This is a genomic window from Pseudomonas sp. CFBP 13727 (genome assembly GCF_014841915.1).
Taxonomy (GTDB): Bacteria; Pseudomonadota; Gammaproteobacteria; order Pseudomonadales; family Pseudomonadaceae; genus Aquipseudomonas; species Aquipseudomonas baltica.
Genome location: NZ_JACYUT010000008.1, coordinates 73,421 through 89,732, shown reverse-complemented (window position 1 = coordinate 89,732; position 16,312 = coordinate 73,421). Strand labels below are relative to the sequence as shown.

General features: G+C 63.3%; 15 protein-coding genes. All 15 read right to left on the bottom strand.

Annotation, left to right across the window (positions count from 1 at the left end; genetic code table 11):
- Positions 1-45: 45 nt before the first annotated feature.
- Entirely contained in the window at positions 46-210 is a 165-nt protein-coding gene (locus IFT76_RS20520; protein ID WP_122477093.1) for a hypothetical protein, read from the bottom strand.
- 124 nt (positions 211-334) lie between these two features.
- Positions 335-1,417, bottom strand: a complete 1,083-nt coding sequence (locus tag IFT76_RS20515) for a polysaccharide biosynthesis/export family protein (protein ID WP_192060081.1) — start codon at positions 1,415-1,417, stop codon at positions 335-337.
- 89 nt (positions 1,418-1,506) lie between these two features.
- Positions 1,507-2,706, bottom strand: coding sequence for a glycosyltransferase family 4 protein (locus IFT76_RS20510; RefSeq protein WP_122714906.1), 1,200 nt, complete (start codon positions 2,704-2,706; stop codon positions 1,507-1,509).
- Positions 2,684-3,757, bottom strand: coding sequence for an acyltransferase family protein (locus tag IFT76_RS20505; RefSeq protein WP_122477098.1), 1,074 nt, complete (start codon positions 3,755-3,757; stop codon positions 2,684-2,686). The genes IFT76_RS20510 and IFT76_RS20505 overlap by 23 nt, the downstream gene beginning before the upstream one ends.
- The gene (locus tag IFT76_RS20500; RefSeq protein WP_185795352.1) at positions 3,754-4,866 is read right to left on the bottom strand and encodes a glycosyltransferase family 4 protein; all 1,113 of its coding nucleotides are present in this window, start codon (positions 4,864-4,866) and stop codon (positions 3,754-3,756) included. The genes IFT76_RS20505 and IFT76_RS20500 overlap by 4 nt, the downstream gene beginning before the upstream one ends.
- A 115-nt stretch (positions 4,867-4,981) precedes the next feature.
- Positions 4,982-6,283 carry a hypothetical protein gene (locus IFT76_RS20495; protein WP_192060079.1) on the bottom strand — a complete coding sequence of 434 codons (1,302 nt, stop codon included), beginning with the start codon at positions 6,281-6,283 and terminating at the stop codon, positions 4,982-4,984.
- An 8-nt stretch (positions 6,284-6,291) separates the two neighbouring features.
- Positions 6,292-7,617, bottom strand: coding sequence for a hypothetical protein (locus IFT76_RS20490; protein WP_192060078.1), 1,326 nt, complete (start codon positions 7,615-7,617; stop codon positions 6,292-6,294).
- Positions 7,586-8,824: a glycosyltransferase family 4 protein gene (locus IFT76_RS20485; RefSeq protein WP_192056478.1), complete on the bottom strand. Its 1,239-nt coding sequence runs from the start codon at positions 8,822-8,824 to the stop codon at positions 7,586-7,588. Before IFT76_RS20485 ends, IFT76_RS20490 begins: the two co-directional genes overlap by 32 nt.
- On the bottom strand, positions 8,821-9,825 hold the full coding sequence (locus tag IFT76_RS20480) for a glycosyltransferase (RefSeq protein WP_122477106.1): 1,005 nt from the start codon (positions 9,823-9,825) through the stop codon (positions 8,821-8,823). The genes IFT76_RS20485 and IFT76_RS20480 overlap by 4 nt, the downstream gene beginning before the upstream one ends.
- Before the next feature lie 39 nt (positions 9,826-9,864).
- On the bottom strand, positions 9,865-10,377 hold the full coding sequence (rfaH, locus tag IFT76_RS20475) for a transcription/translation regulatory transformer protein RfaH (RefSeq protein ID WP_192060076.1): 513 nt from the start codon (positions 10,375-10,377) through the stop codon (positions 9,865-9,867).
- Complete coding sequence (locus tag IFT76_RS20470) at positions 10,374-11,159, bottom strand: WbqC family protein (protein WP_185795347.1); 786 nt, start codon at positions 11,157-11,159, stop codon at positions 10,374-10,376. The genes rfaH and IFT76_RS20470 overlap by 4 nt, the downstream gene beginning before the upstream one ends.
- Positions 11,160-11,185: 26 nt before the next feature.
- Positions 11,186-13,402: a polysaccharide biosynthesis tyrosine autokinase gene (locus IFT76_RS20465; RefSeq protein WP_122477111.1), complete on the bottom strand. Its 2,217-nt coding sequence runs from the start codon at positions 13,400-13,402 to the stop codon at positions 11,186-11,188.
- On the bottom strand, positions 13,399-13,848 hold the full coding sequence (locus IFT76_RS20460; protein ID WP_185795345.1) for a low molecular weight protein-tyrosine-phosphatase: 450 nt from the start codon (positions 13,846-13,848) through the stop codon (positions 13,399-13,401). Before IFT76_RS20460 ends, IFT76_RS20465 begins: the two co-directional genes overlap by 4 nt.
- Positions 13,849-13,855: 7 nt before the next feature.
- Entirely contained in the window at positions 13,856-14,782 is a 927-nt protein-coding gene (locus IFT76_RS20455) for a glycosyltransferase family 2 protein (protein WP_192050926.1), read from the bottom strand.
- Positions 14,779-16,311 (bottom strand): lipopolysaccharide biosynthesis protein, encoded by a 1,533-nt coding sequence (locus tag IFT76_RS20450; protein WP_192060074.1) that lies wholly within the window; start codon positions 16,309-16,311, stop codon positions 14,779-14,781. The genes IFT76_RS20455 and IFT76_RS20450 overlap by 4 nt, the downstream gene beginning before the upstream one ends.
- Between the last annotated feature and the right edge of the window lies 1 nt (position 16,312).

Here is a 16,312-nt window from a genome sequence, read left to right as displayed (position 1 = left end):
GTCAGCGCCGCCAGAGGCCGTCTTCAGCTCAGGTCGGCGCCTGGTTCAGGCCTTGTCGTCCTGCTCGTCCTGCTGCTCGTCATCGTGCTTGAGCGCCGGCTTCATGCCTGGCTGTGGCGCGTGTTCGGCGTTGGGTGCGATCTCTTCGCCGTTGTTCTTCTTTTCCTGCTGGACTTTCTTGTCGTGGGCAACGTTGCGTGGGTCAGTCATGGGAATTCCTGAAGTGGGCAGATGATGCGAAAGCCCATCGGCGCGAAACGCTTACGCTGAGCGCCTGGGCAAGACTTGGAGTCAAGCGCTTGCCAAAGCGTTCAGTGGCGCTTCTGTGGTCCGATCACTGACCCAGTGCATTACCGGTAGCAACCACGGTGGCCGACGGCAGCAACTGGCTGATGAAGCGGTTCCAGCGGGTGATGTCCGAAGGACCGACGAAGACCACGTCCGAGGCCTGCAGGTCGAACTGGCGGGCGAGCAGGAAGGCGGTCGGCTTCTTGGCGTTGAGGTAGAACACCGTGGCCGGTTGCTTGGAGCGGTCCTGGGCACCGCGGATCACGTAGATGGCCTCGGCGTTGGCGGTTTCCTGGGACAGGCCACCGGCATTGCCCAGCGCTTCGAGCAGGGTGAAGGTGCTGGTGCCGTAGGTCATCACCTGGGGCGAATTGACTTCGCCGAGCACGTAGACCTTGTTTGCCCGGTTGTTGCCCAGGTGCAGCTGGTCGCCGTTCTTCAGGTAGATGCCGTTGAGCTTGGAGTCCTTGCGGTTCAGGGTGTCGATATCCAGCAGGTACTCGTGCCCGTCGCGCTTGAGGATCAGCCCGGCCAGGTTGCCGCTGCCATCGTCGCCACCGGCGCGGCTGACCGCTTCGATCAGCGACAGCGGCACGTTGTTCAGAACCTGCGGGCCGGCGTTCTTGAACGAACCGGAAAACACCACGCGCTGGCTGGCGTAGTTCTGCACGTTGACGTCCACCTGGGTGTCGGTCAGGAAGCGCGACAGGGCGCGTTGCAGGTCATTGCGCAGTTCGCTGACCGTCTTGCCCTCGGCCTGGATGGAGTTGATGAACGGGTAGTACACGGTACCGTCGTTGCGCACGATCTGCGTGCCCTGGGCGCGTGGCTCCTGGTTGGTCGGCGAATTCAGCTCGACGTGGTCCCAGACTGTGATCTGCAGACCGTCGCCGGCGCCGATGCGGTAGTCGCCCGGCGTGTAGCCATACAGCGCTGCCGGTACCGGTTCGGGCCGGTACAGGCTCTGATGCTGCGCGACCGTCTGCGCGTTGATCGGCAGGACCGTTACCGGTCCGGTTGTGCCGATGTCGTCGGCGGCATCCTCGGGCGTCATGTGTTGCCCTGGGGAAAACACACATCCTTGCAGCAGCACGGCGAACAACGCGACTACGAATACAGCTCGTTTCATTGCAATCTTCCTTGGAGAATCAGACTTCTCGCACGGTATTTGGGAGGTTCAGAACAGCGGTGTTGCGTTACAACATGTTCCTGCGCGGCCTAGAGCTTCTGGGCCGCGGCGAGCAGCAGGCCGGTGTCGGCCAGGCCCAATACCGGGTTGCAGTCGAAGGCGTCACCCAGGCGTGCTTCGTTCCAGCGCTGCTCGACGAACTGGCGCATTTCCCGTTCGAAACGCTTTTCCGCGAACTGCAGGGCATTCTCGCGGCAGGTGCGGGCATCAAAGCGCGACGCCTGGCTTTCGAACGTTTCGATGGCGGCCGTCAAGGCAGCCACTGTCTGCTGGTAATAGAACACACCGGTGGGGTTGTCGTCGTTGAGCCCGCGTACGGTTTCAAGGGTGCCGCCACGGCCGAAGGCAATCACCGGCGTACCGCAGGCCTGGGCCTCGACCGGGCTGATGCCGAAATCCTCTTCGGCGGCAAAGACGAAGCCTCGGGCGTTCTGCATGTGCTCGCGCAATACCTCGAACGACTGATAGCCCATCAGCGTGACGTTGGGGCCGCACACGGCGCGGCACTTTTCCATTTCCGGGCCGTCGCCGATGACGATCAGGCGCTTGTCGGGCATGGCGCTGAACGCCTCCACCATCATCGGCACTTTCTTGTACGGCACCATGCGCTGGGCGGTCAGATAGAAATCCTGCTTCTCGGTCTGCAGGTTGAAACCGGTGGTGTCCACCGGTGGGTAGATCACCGTCGATGGACGGCGATAGGCCTTGTCGATGCGTCGACCAATGAACTGCGAGTTGCTGATGAACTCGTCGACACCGGCGGCGGTGCGTTGGTCCCACATGCGCATGTAGTGCAGGATCATCCGCGCCACCTTGCTCTTCAGGCCGGCCAGCAGATTGGCCTCGCGCAGGTACTGGTGCTGCAGGTCCCAGGCGTAGCGAATGGGCGAATGCACGTAGCTGATGTGCAACTGGTTGGGCCCGGTGAGCACACCCTTGGCCACCGCGTGGCTGCTCGACAGGATCAGGTCGTAGCCGGACAGGTCCAGTTGCTCGATCGCCATGGGCATCAGCGGCAGGTATTTCTGGTAGCGCGTGCGGGCCTTGGGCAGGCGCTGGATGAAGGTCGTGGTGGCGCGCTTGCCCCCCAGGTGCTTGCGGTCTTCGTCACTGAGAAAGTCGATGACCGAGAACAGGTCCGCGTCGGGCCAGATCTTGAGCATCGAAGCCAGCACCTTTTCGGCACCGGCGTAGGTGACGAGCCAATCATGGACGATTGCTATTTTCATAGGGCACCTGCAGTTCGGGAATGAGGGGCGCGCTCGGACGAGCACGGGCGTTGAGTCGTTTGCTCAACTTGATGAAAGGCAGTTCGACGAAGCGATAGCTCACGTGCGCAGCCAACAGCGACAGCGCGGTGGCAAGCAAGGTCACCGACAACGAACGACCGGGAACGCCCAGCAGGTAACGGCACAACAGCTCCATGCTCGGATGCAGCAGGTACAGCGAGTAACTGATGGTGCCCAGCCACAGCAACAACGGTTGATGCAGGCGGATGCGCTGGGTCAGCAACATGAAGCTGCTGATGGCCAACAGATAGGTGAAGCAGTAGCGGAACCAGTACTCGCCATTGCCGGCATCGAAGCCGTAGGCGGCGAAGAAAGTCGGCGGCAGGGCCACGGCGTAGGCCAGCAGCAGGCCCTTCACGCAGCGGCGCACCTGGGCATCGGCCTGGCCCAGCAGGCAGTCGCGCCAGATCGAACCGAACAGCATCAGCGACAGCCCCAACGGCAACGCCACCGGCAGCTTGCGTTCGAGCAGCATGCGCATCAGGCCCATGCCCACTGCGGCGGCCAGCAGGGCCAGCGAGCAGGCGGCGCGAAAGCCGGTGCTGCGCAGTCGGCCGATCAGCATCAGGCCCAGGCACAGGGCGTAGAACAGCCACTCGATGAACAGCGTCCAGTACAGCCCCATCACGTCTTCGACGCCCATGGCGGCCTGCAGCATGGTCAGGTTGGCGACCACCTGCTGCCAGCTCGGCAGGGTTTCGCCGGTCAGCGCCAGCATGCTGATGTACAGCGCCAGCGACAGCCAGTAGGCCGGGTACAGGCGCAGCACCCGCGAGACGATGAAGCGCCGTGCGCCGCCGGGCCCCGGTTGCAGGCTGAACGGAATCACCACGCCGCTGAGCAGGAAGAACCAGATGACGCCCAGCTTGCCGATGTCCAGCCAGAAGTACGGCAGCGCGCCGGGGCCCAGCAATGGCTGCCACAGGTGACAGACCACCACCAGCAAGGCGGCGATACCGCGCAGGGCATCCAGATATCCCAGGCGAGTCATGAGTGCTCCTTGCCGCTGGACGGCTGGTTCAGGGTGGCACCGCGTGGACGCCGTACCTGGACACTGTCGATGCGATCGCTGATCAGCCGTGCCGAAGCATCCCAGCTGAACCGCGCCACGTTCTGCAGACCCAGGGTGCGTAAATGCTGGCGAATGGTCAGGCTGTTCAACGCCAGGGCCATGGCCCGGCTGATGTGCTCGACATCCAGCGGGTCGAAGTACAAGGCACTGGACTGCAGCACCTCGGGGATCGAGGCGGCATTGGCCGCCAGCACCGGGCAGCCACAGGCCTGCGCTTCGAGTGGCGGAATGCCGAAGCCTTCATACAGCGAAGGAAACACGAAGGCCGCTGCGCCCTGGTACTGCTCGATCAACTCGGCGTCGCTCAAGCGCCCGAGAAAGCGCACCCGAGCATCGCGCTTGGCCAAGGCTTCCAGATCGGGGTCGGAGAACACTGCACCGCCGCCGCCGACGATGCGCAACTCCACCTGGTCGAAACCCTTGAGCTGCAGGAACGCCTGGATCATGCGGCTGAAATTCTTGTGCGCGCTGGGCGAAGACACCGCCAACAGATAACGCGGGCCGCCGGCTTGCAGCGGTTCGCCGGGCTGAAACTCTTCACCCACGGCATTCGGCACCACGAGAATCTTCTGCGCCGCAAAGTTGTAGAACTCGCCGATCTCGCGCTTGGAAAACTGGCTGACCGTGATCAAGGTCTTCAAGCGCTTGAGCAGCAGGGGCGTCATCAGGCGATAGGCCGTGCGGAATTGCCAGGTGTAGCTTTGTGGGTGACGCACGTAGGTGATGTCGTGGTGCGTGGCGATCTGGTTGCCATAGAACAGCGGCGCCGTGGCGCACAGCGACAGCAGCAATGGATTGCCCTGGCTGCGCAGGTAGCGCGGCAGGTCGAGTTGTTCCCACAGGTGACCGGTACGAGTGCCCACGACCTGAGCATCCAGCAGCCGAGCGGTTTCGTGCATGCGCACGCCCGGCGGGGTGACGAACACCAGGTCGTCACGTTGACGCTTGAGCGCCAGGCAGGTCTGCTCGGCGAACCGTTGCACCCCGCGTAGCTCCTGGGTCAGAAAACGTGCATTGATGACAATCATCGGAACATCCTTGGCTCACGCGCTTGCTAGAGGTAGTGCCGCGTCCAACAGGCGCGGTCGATGGCGGCGCACGATGCGCTGCGGTTGAGGCCCACTGCCGCGGGCATCGCGTTTTCTACTGCGTGAACAACCAATTGGCCTTGCCCAGGCTGATGATCTTGGGAAACTCGGAGGCGGTTACCACGGTGGTGCAGTAGTGCTCACCGCAATCCCACGGGTTCTCGCTTTCGCGCATGCCCACGCCGGCCTGGCGGGTGTCGACCAGGCGCGCACCGCCCTTGAGCAATGCACTCGACTCGATCCTGACCTGCCGCGACTGGCCCACGGCCCAGATCACCAGCACCTGCTCGTCGCCCTTGGCAAAGCGCAACTGGTACAGGGAGTCGCTGATCACGCTGTGCCTGGGGTCGTAGCTGTATTGCGACAGGTACGGTGCAATGGCCTTGAGCGTGGTGTACGCCGGCTTGGGGTTGAGATCGTTGTCCAGCAGGCCGAAGTTGTGCTCGCGCTCCTTGGGGTCGCGCCCGTCGTTGTACAGGTCGTACCACCACATGCCCTGGATGGCCGGATGGATGCGGGCCAGAAAGAACCCGCGTGCCAGGTACGCCGCCTGGGTGGTTTCACTGACCCCGCACGGTTCGTCGGCGCTGGGCCAGCTCATTTCCGTGAGGTACAGCGGCACCGGGCGCCGGGCCAGGGTGTCGAGCCGAGTGGAGATGTCGCTGAGCCATTTGATCCAGCTTTCCGGAGTGTTGCCGCCATGGTCCTTGCGGCAGTGCACGTACGGATGCAGCGACAAACCATCCAGATCATCCATGACCCCGGCCTCCACCAGGCGGTCGGCGAATCCTTCCTGCAAGCCCTGGGTAGTGACTGCACCGGCTATCAGGCGCACGTTCGGATCGTTGCTGCGCAACAGTTCGCTGGTCTCCTTGATCAGCGCGGCATAGTCGCGGCTGAAGGCATCGCTGGTCGGGTCTTCCAGGTCCCATTCGTTCCAGATCTCGTAGAAGTCCACCTGGCCGCGCAAACGTCGGCTGACGAAGTTCACGTAGTTGGCGAAGGCATCGCGCACGAACGGGCTGCGTGGCTTGGCATCGCGTTCATACCACTGGTTGCCGTAGCCCAGGATCAGCATGTTGCCGATCTGGCGGTCACGCAGGGCCTGCAGATAACGCTGCCAGCCCAGTGGGAAATTCAAGCGCTTGGGCTCCAGCTCTACCGTGGACCAGAACAGGTCATCGCGTGCCGATACGATGCCGGCTTCCTTCATGAGCAAGGTCGGCCGGGCCACCGGCCCGGTCGAGTGGAGCAGGTGGGTACCCACACCCACGATGAAATTGTCGGCGGCCTTGGCATGCCCGTGGGTGAACAGCCCCAGCAGTATCCAAACCAAACGTTGCAGCAATCTGGGCATAGAGAGGTTCATGTCAGTTGGAGGCCATCGGGGTAATCATCACGGTTGCTGCGACGTCGTTCGGTAATCAGCCAATGGCTGGGCATGGCTTTGCGGCGCATGGCATGGGCCACGGCCATGCCCAGGAAAAGTCCGCAGACCGGCACTTCGAGCACATCGGTCGTCCAGCCCACCACCACCACGCACAAGGAAATGCTCAGCAGCCCGCGGCCCATCCAGCTGTTCTTGCTGCGCAGCGTCATCAGCAGCGGCAGCAGCAGCGCATACAGCACCGGGCCCATGAGGCCGAAACAGGCCCACAGGTACATGAACAGGCTGTCGGCGACGGCCGGGTACTTGACGTTGTCCACCGGGAACATGTTCACCGCACTGCCGACCATGCCGAAGCCGCCGCCGGTCCAGTTCCAGTCGCGGCGCAACACTTCATCGGCCAGGCGCGGCCAGGTGTTGATCATCCGGTCGTACAGCGACACCAGGCTACCTTCGGCGCCGCTGGCGGCCAGGCTCGGGTCCAGCGGTGTCCACAGACCGATCAGCGGCAGCGCGGCGCCGACACCGACCAGCACCGCGAACAACACGCGGCAGAGCAGGCGCTGGTTGTACAGCGGCATCACCAGCAGGGTCACCAGGAACGCCGCAGCGGTCGACTTGTTGGTGGTCACCAGAATGGTCGCGAAGGCCAGCGCCAGCAGGCCTAGCATCAACATCTTGGAACGCATGAAAGCGCTCAGGTACAGGGTGAAGATCGCGGTCAGCGTTGCCGCAGTGGTCGACATCCGGGCGAAGCCGGCAGGCCGGTCGACGCCGTCCGCCGCCCAGGTCATGTTGCCGGTCAGCTCCTGGTCGCCCAGGTTGTAGCTGTAGCCCTTCCACGGCACCGAGAACATGCTGTCCACGTACACACCGGTGATGGTCGCTGCCAGGCACAGGCCGACCGCCCAGCCCAGCAACACGCGGCGCTGCTCCAGATGCTCGCCGCAGACCAGGCCGAACAGCAGCGGGATGTACACGAAGATGCTGAACAGCGGGTTGGCCAACGCTGCGCCGTGCAGCAGGCCAAGGCCGGCCGACAGCACCAGCCCCAGCAGCATTATCCAAAACAGGCGGTGCGCCTTGAAGCTGGTCAGTTCCAGCGCGAACAGCACCACACACAGCACTTTGGGCAAGTACAGCAGGGCCGAGATGCCGGCCTGGTCGAAGTAATAGCGCAAGGCGCCGGAAAACGTTTCGGCCAGCAGCAGGCCGATCGCGGTCCAGACCACCAGCGTCGACTTGTTCACCGCAAGTCGCGCTGCCGGCGCCTCAAAGTGACTGAGTGACAGGGCTGATTTCATGATGGACATTTCTTCTTTGCAGAACATCGAGGAACAGCTGTTGGTAACTGTCGAGCATCCGTTCCTGGTCGAGCAGATGCTCGACGCTGTCACGCGCCTGGGCGGCCAGGCGTTCACGCAGTTCGGGGTCGCGGTACAGCTGTAGCATCGCCAGGCCTAGGGTCTGCGGCTCGTCGGGGTTGCACAGCAGGCCGTTGACGCCGTCCTGGATGATCTCCGGCAAACCGCCGCGGGCACTGGCGATCACCGGCACCGAGTGGGCGCAGGCTTCTACCGCCACCAGACCGAACGGCTCGTTCCAGATCGACGGCACGATGGCCACGTCGATCTGCCGATAGAAGGTTTCCGGCGACTGGTAACCGACGAAGTGGATGTTCTCGCCGCCGGCTTCCTGCTTGAGCAATTGCTCGTAGTCCAGTTGCCCGCGCCCGGCGATCTGCAAGGTGGCGTTGAACGGCAACCGCTTGAACTGGTCGATCAGCCAGCGCAGGCCCTTGGGTTCGGACAGCGTGCCCAGGTAGCCGAAACGCAGCGGCTCGGCCTGATCCAGGCGGGCGAAACGCGACGGCGCGTGGTCGATTTTCGGGCTGGCGTTGTAGATCACCTGTTGCGAAGCATTGCGGAAGAAGCGTGCGTCGGTGAGCTTGCCCAGCAGGTGCTGGCTGACCCCAACCACCGCGTCGACCTGGGCCGAACGTTCGGCATGGCCCTGACGGAAATGCTTGCACAGGGTGCAGGGCGTCTTGCAGGCGGCGTTCTTCTTGAACATGTTGCTGCTCGGGCACATCAGGTACATGTCGTGCAGCACCTGCACCAGCGGCACGCCGGATGCGGAGATCTCATCCCACGCCGACACCGACCAGCCACTGAGGTTGTGGCACACCACCAGGTCGACTTTTTCGGCCGCCAGCACGTCGCGCAGGTAGGTGCGCATGCCCATGTTGTACTTGTCGCGTAGATGCCAGCCCAGCCGGGCCAGCGCGCCGGGGCGCTGTTCGCTGAAGTGCCAGTAGGTGTTGAGCAGCCCGGCGCGATAGACCTTCACGCCTTTCACGTATTCATGCTTGAGGCCCGCATCGGGACCGGTGCTCAGCACGCACACTTCGTGGCCACGCTGGTGCATGCCCTCGACCGTGCGCTGCAGGACGATTTCAGCACCGCCGCCGATGTGCGGCGAGTACAGGCTGCTCAGGAACAGTATCTTCATAGTGGGTAGGATTCGTGAATGCCCAGACGACCCGATTCCCCGTCACGCATGGCTTGCTGGAGCAAGCCCAGGCGTCGGTCCGAACCGCTCCTTTTTGCGAAATAGCGCAGCAACAGCAGAAACACCGAGCGATTGAGCCGGTACAGCAGGGTCGAGCCGGCCCACACGTGCTTGTCGAACCAGGCCTGGTTGCGCGCGGTGTAGTAGGCGCGCAGGTCCGAATTGCCGAGCAGGAAACTCTCGAAGATATTGTTGGTACGCGCCTTGGCGTTCCACGATTCTTCCAGGTCGTCGAGCAGCGCTTCGGTCACCAGAAAGATCTGCCCACCACTGGCAGTGATGCGCCAGGTGTACTCGGTGTCGTCGGCATACAGCAGCAGGTCTTCGAGCGGCAGGCCGATCTTCTGGAACACGCTGCGGTGTGCCAGCAGGCCGCCGTAGGTGGTGAATGGCAATTGCACCAGCGGCTTGCTGGTTGCCTTGCGCCCGGCGGGCTTGCCCCAGGGCGTACGGCGCCAGAGCTTGTAGGGCAGTTGCGCGACATGGAAACCGAAGCAGCTGGAGCGCAACTGGATCGCGTAGCGATGCGGCACGCCGGAGGCGATGTCGGCCTGGTGGTTGGGGCGGAAGCCGATCACGGCCGCCTTGTCCACGCCCACGAGGCGCTCGCACTCGTGCAGCCGCTGGTGCAGGGTCTCGACCGCGCCCAGGGTGGGGGCATTGTCGTCGTCCATCAGCCAGAGGTATTCGGCGCCCAGTTGCAGCGCCGCTTCGATACCGACCTTGTAGCCATTGGCCGAACCGGTGTTGCTGGGCAACTCGATCACGGTGATCTGGGTTGGCCACTGCGTGCGCAGCGAGTTCAGGTCGGCGCGCGACGCGTTGCTCACCACCACCACCCGTTCGATGTGTGCAGAGGCCAGCGAACGCTCGATCAGCGCTTCCAGGTAACACAAGCGATCGCCGTACGTCAGTGTCACCAGCGTGGTCTTGGCATTCATCGAACAGCTCTCCTAAAGCATCGTATGTCTGTGCGCCGCTCAGCAGGCGTGCGCGGCAAGCCGCTGCAGGCTGCTGCGGGGCAGGCTGATGCGCTGTTCGCGCTGCAGCATGTTGAGCAGGATCACGGCGCGTTCATCGCCGTCCTCGCAGAGGAAAATGGCCTGTACGTCACTGTCGCCGTTGCGCACACGCACCGCTTCGCCTTCGGTGAAACGCACCGCGTTCGCCGAACTGGCCTGCGCGCGCTGGCGGATGCTGGCGATCAGGCTGTCCGGCACCGGGCACGGCATGCCGCCGAAGGCAACGATGCGGCACACCCCACGGGTCGAGCGGATCGGGTACCAGTTGTCGTTGCAGTCCAGGCGAATGAACAGGTAGCCGGGGAACAAGTCCTCGTCGGCCACACGGCGGCTGCGGGTCAGCACCGGGGCGGCGCGCAACGGGCGAAAGCAGTCGTATTGCTGACGCAGCAGATGTTCTTCGGCACGGGCTTCCTGCCGCGGCTTGGTCTGGATCAGGTACCAGTTGGCGTTGCTGTCGAAGTCGTTCATGAGCGCATCTCGATGGCGTGGGCGGAAGGGCTGGTGACCACTTTGACGGTGTCCTGCGCAGCGCTCGGCTTGAGCGTGCTGTAGCAGGGCAGCCACTGGCGGATCCGTGATACCGGGTTGAACATCAGCACGTCGATGATCGACAGGTTGGCCACGAACGGGTCCTTGAACTGCGTGTAGCAAAGCTCGTCCATGCGGTGGAAACGCAGTTCCAGATCGTGACGAGCGAAGTATTCCTCGTCGTACAGGGCCGTGCCGCCGATGGGGTTGAGGTAGCGCTGCGCATCGAAGTGCCGCGCCAGCTTGACCACACGATCCTGCTTGTCCTGCACCTGGCGCTGGTCCACCGGCAGGGTCGACATGACGTGGATCGGCGTGTCGATCTGCAGGTATTCGCAGACCTTGCGCAGCGAGTACTCCAGGTACAGCGCCAGGTTGCGTTCCGGGTAGGTCAGCAGTGGCTTGAGCAACGCCAGGACCTCGTCGCGGTAAGGCGCGCGGGAGTAACTCATGGCGATGCTCTTGAGCAGCTTGTCCAGCACCTGCGGAGCGTTGTCACTGAGCTCGCGCTGATTGATCGCCAGGTCCGAATGGTCCTTCTTCAACGGCAAGGTGAACAGCGTTGCAGCGCCCGAGCTGAGCAGCCGGTTGCGGTTGACCCAACCGGGGTGTACGTACTGCAGGCTGTCGCCGAGCACAAAGGCATCGGCGCCGGCGATCAGCTGGAAATAGCCGAAATAGGGAAACCAGTAAGGCTGCATCATTGCTACGGTTCTGGACATCGGGAGACTCCTGCCTTGCTAGGCGATTACTTCTTGCTCGGCGAATAGTCGTAGCCGTAGGCGGCGCAGTCGTACTCGGCGGTGGACGCCTTGCGGATCACGCCGTTGAATATCGCGCCCTTGACCAGCACGCCGTTCTGCGCGAGGCGCCGTTTGCTGACCTCGATTTCCTTGACCGAACTCTGGCCAAAGCGGGCCACCAGCAAGGTGGTCCCGGCCTGGCGGCCGATCAGGCTGGCATCGGTCACGGCGATCACCGGCGGGGTGTCGATGATCACCAGGTCGTAGTGCGGCGACAGCTCGCGCAGCAGCTTGCTGAAGTTGTCATGCATCAACAGTTCGGAAGGGTTCGGCGCGGCGAAACCGCAGGCGATCAGGTGCAGGTTGTCCACTTCGGTGGCGTTGATCACCTCGGTGTTGCCCAGGCGTGCAGCCAGGGCATCGGACAGGCCGTGCTTGGGTTGCAGGCCGAACACGCGGTGCAGGTAGCCCTTGCGCATGTCGCCGTCGATCAGCAATACGCGCTTGCCGGCCTGGGCAATGATCACCGCCAGGTTGGCGCTGACGAACGACTTGCCCACGCCCGGCATGGGGCTGGTGATCATCAGCACGTTGTTGCGCGCTTCCATCATCGCGAAGTGCAGGCTGGTGCGCAGGCTGCGCAGCGACTCGATGGCCAGCTCGCTGGGTGCGGCCACGCTGAGCAGGCGCGATTCGCGATTGGTCACGCCCTTGTCGCGTTTTTTCTGCAGGCGTTCCTGCTGGCGCGACAGCGGCAGCGAGGCGTACACCGGCATGCCCAGGTTCTCGATCACTTCCGGGTTTTCCACGCCGCGGTAGAACGCCTGGCGGATGAAGATGATCGCCACGGCGACCAGGGCACCGAGCAGCATCGCCACCAGCACGATGACGGCGCGCATGGGCTTGACCGGCTCTTCGATGTTGCTGTCGGCCTTGTCGATGATCCGTACGTTACCGATGTTGCCGGCGCGGATGATGTCCTGCTCCTGGCTCTTGTTCAGTACCAGGGTGTAGGTCTGGGTAGTGACCTGCATGTCACGGGTCAGGCGCAGCAGCTCCTGCTGGGTCTCGGGCAAGCCCTTGATCTGTGCCTGCAGCGAAGTCTTCTGCGACTCGATCTGGCTGATCTGCTGGCTCAGTGCGGCCGAGGCAGGGTGCTGACGGGTGTACAGACGATCAAGGTCGGTGCGCTTGAGGCGCAGCTCGGACAGTTGCGCGTCGTAGGCAACCATCTGGTCGAGCAGTGCCTTGGTCTCCAGGGTGATGTCCACCGACTTGGTGCGCATCTGGAAGGCGTGCAGGGCTTCTTCGGATTTTTCCAGTTCCTTGCGCACCACCGGCAATTGCGAGCGCAGGAAGTCCAGGCGCTGGGCCGCTTCGGCCGAACTGCGTTCCACGTTCTGGCGTACGTACAGGCGGCTCACTTCATCCAGCACGCGGTTGGCCTGTACCGGGTCGGTGTCGTTGATGCTCAGGTAGACGATGCCCGAGTCCTTGCCCGATTCGGCCACGCGCAGACGCTGCTGGTAGTCCAGCGAGGTGTTGAGCAGGCGATTCTTCACCAGGCGGAATTCAGTGCCGGGGCGGGCGGTCAGTTCAGCCAATTGCAGGGTGATGCCGTTGCCCTGGCTGATCTCGCCGACACGACCGCTGAGCAGCGGCGCACCAGCGGCGTCTACCAGTCGATAAGTCGCATTGGGCCCGGCGACCAATGTCATGCGCTCGCCCAGCAGGTTGGCCGGCACGTCCAGGTTGAACACGTCGATCTTCTCGCCGCCCCAGGCGAACGCATCCAGACCGAACAGCGGGGCGGCCAGTTTCTGGCTGCCGGTGGGAGTGAATTCGCGGGCCATGTAGCGGCCGATCGCCGGGAAGTAGCGCGGCGTGGCCACCACGTCCAGCTTGAGGTCGCTGACCACCTGGCCGAGCACCGTGCGCGACTTGATCAGTTCGATCTCGGTCACCGCTTCCGATACCGAGGCCGGCTTGGTATTGAGCTGCGGGGTGGCATCCAGACCGACCTTCTTCGGCTCGATCTGGATCATGGCGTTGGCCTGGTACACCGGCGTGGCAATCACGGCGTAGAAACCACCGAGCAGGGTGAACAGGGCCACCACCACGACAATCAGTTTCTTGTGATCGAACAAGGTCCGTAGAATCGTCGCGAGATCGATCTGGGTGTCCTTGTAATACTCCAGGTTTGTACGGTTCATCGCGGTCATCTTTGTCGATCCTCAGATCTCAGGTAGGGCAACCAGCCTTCGATACACCGAGTCAATTCGGTGTAGGTCCGTTGAAAGGCGGCAATGGGGCGGCGATAGGGATCGTCGATTTCGAAGTCGTCGCGCCACTTGCCGATCAGGAACGTCTTGCCTCGCGTGTGCGGGGCCTTGCTGGTGATGCTGCGCAACTGGCGCTGGTCCATGACCAGAATCAGATCGGCCCAGCGCACCAGCTCGTCGGTGAGCTGGGTGGCAGCGTGCGCCGGCTGTGGCACCTGGTTATCGGCCAATACCTGCGCGGTGAGACTGTCCATGTCGTTGCCCACGCATGCGGCCAATCCGGCCGACTCGACCTGCAGGTGCGGCGCGTGCTTGCGCAACAACGCCACTGCCATGGGGCTGCGGCAGATGTTGCCGATGCAGATCACCAGAACCTTGTTGATCATGTCGTCTTCAGCCCCTCGCCGCAGCGGGCGTCAGGCGTCGCAGCAGGTTGCGGCTGACGTTGCCCGACACGTGCAGTACGGCCTTGAGCTTCTGCACCGGTCTGATAGCGGCGATGCACATGCCCGACACCTGGACCAGAAAGTGCTCGTAGAGCACCCGGTCGCCCTGACGGAAGTAGTAGTTGGCCAGGCACGCATAGGTGTGCAGGGTCATCTGCAATTTGCTCTGGTTCGGGCGCTGGGAAAAGATCCCACCAGGGTGCAGGCGGTAGCGCGCCGGTGCGATGTCGGCCAGGTACTTGCCCTTGCCGTGGGCACCGAGCATCGACCACCAGCACAGGTCCAGCACGGGTGCCTGTTCCAGCTCCCGGGGCAGCTCGTGCAGCACGTTGCGAAAGCAGGTGGTGAGCGTCGAGATCGGCCGGGTCTTGAGCAGGTCCATGGCGGTGGCATCGGCCTGGTACTTGCCGGTCAGCTGGATACCCTTGTCGCCCTCGCTGTCGAAGGCCATGGCATCGTGGTAGGTCAGCACGTAGTCGCGGTTGGCTTCGAGGAAATTCACCTGCTTCTGCAGCTTGAGCGGGTCGATCCAGTAGTCGTCGCCCTCGCAGTAGGCGATGTACTTGCCCTGCGCCCGGTTGAACAGGGCCGGGAAGCACCAGCGGCCCAGTTGGTACTGGTTGTGCTCGTGGAACACCGGCTTGATGATGTTCGGGTACTGCTCGGCGTAGCGGCTGATCACCTGCGTGGTGCCATCGGTGGAAGCGTCGTCGTTGATCAGAATCTCGAAGGCGAACGTGGTGCGTTGCGCCAGGAAACTGTTCAAGGTCTGCTCGATGTACTCGACCTGGTTGTAGGCCGGGCACGTGATCGACAGCAGCGGTTCCTGGCCCTCGGGCCAGGTGTGCATGATCTGTTGTTCGGTCCGGTTCATCGTTCGACGCTCGCTCTGCTCAACTTCAGGAAAACCCGCTGGGCCAGTGGTTTGTAGGTCGCTGCCACCAGGGTCAGCGTCAACACGCCGCACAAAGCCAGGGCAGCGAAGATCACCAAGCGGTTGTTGGACCCGCCGGCAATTGCCGTGAACAGCGGATGGGTCAGCAGCACGCCGAGCACGGTGCTCAGGCTGATGCGCAGGATGTCGTGCAGCCAGGGCCGGTGCAGGCCAGGGGCCAGGCGCCGATGCACCACTTGCGGCCACAGTGCGAACGACACCAGGCGCAGCAGGAACCAGGTCACGGCCGCGCCCAGGGCGCCCCAGCCGTACACCGCGATGATCATCGCCGGCACACTGATCGCGGCCGAAATCACGCTGTACCAGATGTGCAGGCGCATTTCGCCGTAGGCGTATTGCAGGTGGTACTGGAACGCGCTGACCGCCAGGATGGCGCTGCCCAGTGCGTACCAGAACAGGATCGGTGCGCCCCACTGGGCAGCCTGTGTGTCACCGCTCCAGGCGAACAGCAAGGGTTCGGCATAGAACGCGATGATCGCCGCCAGGGGAAACAGAAAGGTGCTGACGAAGCGGCTGGCACCCAGGTACAGGGCATGCATGTCGCTTTCACGGCCTTCGGCGACCTGCACCGTCATGCGTGGCAGCAGGGTCTGCACCAGCGGGTTGATCATCATCATGATGCCGGTGGTCAGCAACGCGACCAGCGAGAAATACCCGTATTCGGCCAGCGGCAGTACCTTGGACAACAGCACCTTGTCCAGCTGGGTCAGAACGATCCACACCACCGCGGTCAGCGACACACTGGCAGCGAACGGCAGGATCGGTTTCACCAGCGCCCAGTTGAAGCCGCTCAAAGGGGTCGGCGCGGGCAGATGGCGGTAGGCCTTGGCGGCGAAGATCAACGTCTCCACCAGCGCCACGAACAGTTGGAATTCGAAGAACACCTGCGCGTCCTGCGATACCCAGGTCACCAGCACCAGGCCGCCGAAGTAGCGCAGGGTGGCGATCACCACGTTGGCGTTGTTCAACCAGGCGTGCATCTCCAGGCCTTGCAGGCCGCTCTTGTACAGGGTGGCGAACAGGCGCAGGCCCACCATCACACCCATCAGGATCACGCAGTTGACGATGGTGCGCGGGTCCAGGGCCTGGGCCTGCAGCCAGTGCGTGGCCATCCAGTCGCTGGCCAGGTAGACGGCCAGCGCACACACCACGGCCATGGGCAGGAACACCAGCTCGAAGGAGCGCATCAACCAGCCGCCGATGCGCTTGGCCGCAGCGCTGTCGCTGCTGCCCTGGTGATGCGCGATCTGGCGCACCAGCGACGGCGAGACGCCGGCGTCGAGCAGCAGCAGCCAGGCCTGCATCACCGCGTAGAAACCAATCAGGCCGTACGCCTCGGCGCCCAGATGGCTGAGGTAGAACGGCATGATCAAGATGCCGATCACCAGCGCATAGGCCTGGCCCAGGTAGCTGAGGGCGGTGTTGTGGATGACCGAAAGCTTCTTCATC

Excerpts from the sequence above, each read along its gene's own strand:
- rfaH (WP_192060076.1), bottom strand. The coding sequence starts at position 10,377 with ATGAACGACTTCGACAGCAACGCCAACTGGTACCTGATCCAGACCAAG.
- IFT76_RS20465 (WP_122477111.1), bottom strand. The coding sequence starts at position 13,402 with ATGACCGCGATGAACCGTACAAACCTGGAGTATTACAAGGACACCCAG.
- IFT76_RS20515 (WP_192060081.1), bottom strand. The coding sequence starts at position 1,417 with ATGAAACGAGCTGTATTCGTAGTCGCGTTGTTCGCCGTGCTGCTGCAA.
- IFT76_RS20490 (WP_192060078.1), bottom strand. The coding sequence starts at position 7,617 with ATGAAATCAGCCCTGTCACTCAGTCACTTTGAGGCGCCGGCAGCGCGA.
- IFT76_RS20480 (WP_122477106.1), bottom strand. The coding sequence starts at position 9,825 with ATGAATGCCAAGACCACGCTGGTGACACTGACGTACGGCGATCGCTTG.
- IFT76_RS20510 (WP_122714906.1), bottom strand. The coding sequence starts at position 2,706 with ATGAAAATAGCAATCGTCCATGATTGGCTCGTCACCTACGCCGGTGCC.
- IFT76_RS20500 (WP_185795352.1), bottom strand. The coding sequence starts at position 4,866 with ATGATTGTCATCAATGCACGTTTTCTGACCCAGGAGCTACGCGGGGTG.
- IFT76_RS20450 (WP_192060074.1), bottom strand. The coding sequence starts at position 16,311 with ATGAAGAAGCTTTCGGTCATCCACAACACCGCCCTCAGCTACCTGGGC.
- IFT76_RS20485 (WP_192056478.1), bottom strand. The coding sequence starts at position 8,824 with ATGAAGATACTGTTCCTGAGCAGCCTGTACTCGCCGCACATCGGCGGC.
- IFT76_RS20495 (WP_192060079.1), bottom strand. The coding sequence starts at position 6,283 with ATGCCCAGATTGCTGCAACGTTTGGTTTGGATACTGCTGGGGCTGTTC.
- IFT76_RS20470 (WP_185795347.1), bottom strand. The coding sequence starts at position 11,159 with ATGTCCAGAACCGTAGCAATGATGCAGCCTTACTGGTTTCCCTATTTC.
- IFT76_RS20520 (WP_122477093.1), bottom strand. The coding sequence starts at position 210 with ATGACTGACCCACGCAACGTTGCCCACGACAAGAAAGTCCAGCAGGAA.
- IFT76_RS20455 (WP_192050926.1), bottom strand. The coding sequence starts at position 14,782 with ATGAACCGGACCGAACAACAGATCATGCACACCTGGCCCGAGGGCCAG.
- IFT76_RS20460 (WP_185795345.1), bottom strand. The coding sequence starts at position 13,848 with ATGATCAACAAGGTTCTGGTGATCTGCATCGGCAACATCTGCCGCAGC.
- IFT76_RS20505 (WP_122477098.1), bottom strand. The coding sequence starts at position 3,757 with ATGACTCGCCTGGGATATCTGGATGCCCTGCGCGGTATCGCCGCCTTG.